3 protein-coding genes are annotated in these 3,924 nt (G+C 63.8%); 2 read left to right on the top strand and 1 reads right to left on the bottom strand.

What is annotated here, in order from left to right; genetic code table 11:
• Nucleotides 1–736 precede the first annotated feature (736 nt).
• Both QZY48_RS00275 and QZY48_RS00270 read left to right on the top strand, forming a co-directional pair.
• Nucleotides 737–1,627, top strand: coding sequence for a transporter (locus tag QZY48_RS00275; RefSeq protein ID WP_295426350.1), 891 nt, complete (start codon nt 737–739; stop codon nt 1,625–1,627).
• Nucleotides 1,628–1,784: 157 nt separating this feature from the next.
• Complete coding sequence (locus QZY48_RS00270) at nt 1,785–3,386, top strand: diguanylate cyclase (protein ID WP_295426349.1); 1,602 nt, start codon at nt 1,785–1,787, stop codon at nt 3,384–3,386.
• 325 nt (nt 3,387–3,711) lie between these two features.
• Here the strand turns inward: QZY48_RS00270 and QZY48_RS00265 are convergent.
• The coding region (locus QZY48_RS00265; protein ID WP_295426347.1) for a hypothetical protein at nt 3,712–3,924 on the bottom strand (213 nt) is incomplete at its 5' end.

Genomic DNA, 3,924 nt, shown 5'->3' with positions numbered 1-3,924 from the left:
GTGAGAACGTCCGGTAGCTGTAGCTGTAGGGTACGCAGCGCGTACCCGGCTCCGGCGGTCGTGGCAGCTTGGCGGGTACGCGCTGCGTACCCTACGACATGTGCGTTAACACATCAGTTTTGATCGCACCCCCACCCCCGTCTCCAACGCGTAAGAGAAGACGCCGACTCGCCCCTGGGAGTGGGCGAATCGGCGTCTTCCCGGTCCTGCATCCGCTGGCGTCCCTCGGCGGTCCTCTGCGTCCCTCTGCGTCCTTCCGCGGTCCTGGAGTTTTTTCGGTTTGGTGCTGACTGTGGCCTTCGGCGCCTGCTGCGGGTTAGTGCTGCCTTTCTGTGCGTTCTTCGGCATTGCCTCTTTTCCGTCACTATAGTCGAAGCACTCGTCGTGCCAGATATACAGATCAGCAAAACCAGTGGGTTGCGCCCTATCCAGGCACGACGTGACGAAGCGCGCGGTCAACAGGTGACGCGTTTGGTTAGGCGCGGGGGGCGTCGTCCTGGCCGTGCTCAGGCGGGGGGCGACCGGCCGTTCGGGGCTGAAGTTACGATCAGAGCCGTCAGCAGAAATTGCCGCAAAGACCGAAAACATTGCCGCAATGCCCTGGTGAGACGCGTCGCCCTCGCTTAGCATGGTGCCAGGCCGACGGACGCCCTCGGGTGCCGGTCCGTCATCACGCGGCACGGCGGTGCCGGAGTCCCCGCCCGCGGTCCTCGGGCCTCCCGACACCAGGTAACCCATGACGCCAAAGCCCCTTTCAGTGACCGCCATGCTGGCCGCGGCCTTGCTCCGGCCCGCCCAGGCGGTGGACCTGTTGCCGACGGACGTGATCGCACCCCCGCCCGGCATCACCACGGTCCAGTTGTCCTATCTGTCGAGCCGCCGCGGGGACCTGTACCGGGACGGGGTGCGCCAACCCCTCGACACCAGGCTGACGGTCGATCAACTGCAACTGCGCGTGGGGCGGGCCTTCACCTGGCGCGCCCACCCTTCCTTTGCCTATGCGCAACTGGCGCAGCGCCACCTGGAGCCCGGCGGCGCCCTGTCGTCCCTGGAGCGCGGCTCCGGTCTCGGCGATCTGACCTTGGTCCTGGCCACCTGGCCCGATGCCGATCGTAAGAACGGGCGCTATACCGCGGTGGCTGGCTATGTCACCCTGCCCACCGGCAGCTACGACGCCAGGCGCACCCTGTCGCTCAATACCAATCCGGGCGAGAACCGCTACCAGGCGGCCGTGCAGGCCGGGTACAGCCACCGCCTGGGGTCACGCGGCAACGTGATGACGGCGTTCGATGCCCAGTGGTTTGGCGATAATGACGGGCACCGCCGGGGTGCCGGCCGGATCGGCACCCTCGAGCAACAACTGCTGTACAATTGGCAAATCGCGTTCAGCTACAGCCCGGCCGCACCCCTCACCCTGGGCCTGAGCTATTTCTACAGTCAGGGTGGGGCCTCACGCATCGACGACGCGCCATGGGGCGGCCGGCTGCGGGTGCACCGCTATACGCTGTCGGGCATAGTCAAGTTGCCGTTCGCAAGCCTGATCCTGCAATACGGCGGCGACCTCAAGACCGACAACGGTCTGTTTGAAGACCAGCGCTTCGCCGTGCGCGTACTCACCATCTTCTGATCTCGAGCTTGCCCGGGACCCTCACGAGGTCTAGGATTGTGGGGCCGTATCCTGTTTTGTGCAGTTGCATTTTCTGTCCGTATCCGTTACGCCGCATCAGCGGGCGCATTGATGTGAGAGGCGCTGCCGCCCAGTGCGATGACCCAGGAGGAACGCTGTGCGATTCTTTCATCTCCCGTCGCTGCTCCTGACCCTGGCATTGCTCAACGTTCTCATGCCGATGGTCACCTACCTGGTTTTGGACGGCCGCCGGCAGCGGGCGGTGACGCTATGGTGTGGCGGCGATCTGCTGCTGGGCTTCGCCATAGGCTTGTTTGCACTCCGGGGCCAGGTTCCGGACTGGGCGTCTTTCCCGTTCGCCAATTTTTTGATGTTCGTCGGGGTCATGTTGCGTATCCAATCGCTGCGCCACGATCTGGGCACACCATTGCCGCTGATCGTAATGGCAGTCGCCGCAGCCTTGTTCATGCTTGGATTTGAAGGCATCCGTCTGGGGTTGCGCGATGAGTTGCTGCGCCTGCAATACAATCAGACGGTCCTTGGCGTTATGTACACCTATTTGGTCGCACTGGCCTGGCGCATCGGTCGGCAGGAAGAGAGCCGCAGTGCCCGCTGGATCGGCGGGGCCTACCTGCTCGTGGTCGTAGCAATACTCAATGTCCTGCTCGGCCTGTCGATTGGACGAGACCCCCCTTTGGTGCTGGAAGCGAATGCCGCTGGAATCGTTGCCACGCTGGCCGGCATCTTTCGCGCCGTGATCGCCAATCTCGGGTATGTCGGACTCGCGTTCGAGCGCTCCCGCCGCCAGGCGATCCAGGCCGACCAGGAGTACCGCGCCATCATCGCCACCAGCCTGGACGGGTTTTTCCTGTGCGACCGGGACGGGCGCTTTCTCGACGTCAACCAAGCCTACTGTGACCTGATCGGTTACCGCCGCGAGGAATTGCTGACCATGGGCGTTGCCGATATCGACGCCGCTGACGCCGTCGGCGGTAGCGCTGCCGATCGCGGGCGCCGGTGGGCGATCGAGCCCACCTGTTTCGAGGCCCGGCAGCGCCGCAAGGACGGGCGGCTCTTGGAGGTCGAGGCGAGCACCCAGGTCCTGCCGTTTGATCCCGGCAAGATCGTCGCCTTCATCCGCGACATCTCGGCGCGCAAACGCGCCGAGGCAGAGATCAAGGCCCTGGCCTTCTATGACCCATTGACGCACCTGCCCAACCGGCGTTTGCTCCATGACCGTCTGGGTCAGGTACGGGCCGCCTGCCAACGCAGCGGTTGCCATGGTGCATTGCTGTTGTTGGATTTGGACAATTTCAAGCCGCTCAACGACGCCTACGGGCACGCCGCCGGTGATCTGCTGTTGATCGAAGTAGCGCGCCGCCTGACCCTGACCGTGCGCGCGGCCGATACCGCGGCCCGCCTGGGCGGTGACGAGTTCGTGCTGCTCATCGGCGACCTGAGCGCGGAGGAGGCGGCCGCCGCCCGGCACGTCGGCCGCCTGGCCGAGCAGGTGCGCAGTCGCTTGTCCGCGTCCTATCGACTGACCATCACCCGGCCGGGGCACGCCGACACCGTCATCGAACACCACTGCACCGCCTCGCTGGGCGCTACCCTGTTCAATGGCAAGGACGGCACCGCCGAGGACATCTTCAGACAGGCCGATCTGGCGATGTATCAGGCCAAGGCGAATGGTCGCGACCAGGTCCGGGTCTATGCCGCCGCCGGTGCCGAAGTGGCACAGGCGGTCCCTCACCAATAGTTCCTGGCACGGGATTTCGGCCGCCTGCCGAGGCCTTCAGATCGCAATTGCGACCTTAGGGTGGACAAGCGATAGCGCAGTCGACCGCGTCCCGTGCCGCCTCAGGCCAGAAAAACCAGTGGGTTGCGCCCTATCCAATCACAAGGTGATGAAGGCGAGTCTATGGGCCTACCCACGCTAGCCGTCTGCGGATAATTCGCGGTTTTTCGCGGCGTCGAATAATTCATCCACCGAGCAGTCTTGCTAGAGTCCCTGTTGCCACTCGGTGTAGTCGAACGGCTCGCGGCTAGGGTGTTCAATATCCCACCTATTCCACAAATTATCTTCATACAGTTTTAGTGTTTGATGCCCAATCAATGAGAGCATGCCGACGCCGGGCCAGCATCGACGCACCGATATGCGTTGTCGCCCAGTGCTCGACATCAATAGTACGCACCGATTCCATCGCCTCCCGAATCAACGGAGTCGCCAGGTCGGCGATGAAGGCAGGAATCGTAAGCAGCAGCTTGCCGATCTCCTTGAGTGGCCCCCTGGTGGT

It is taken from the genome of uncultured Thiodictyon sp., from assembly GCF_903828115.1.
GTDB lineage: Bacteria > Pseudomonadota > Gammaproteobacteria > Chromatiales > Chromatiaceae > Thiodictyon.
The sequence above is the reverse complement of the archived record's forward strand: the minus strand, read 5'-3'. Positions and strand labels throughout refer to the sequence as shown.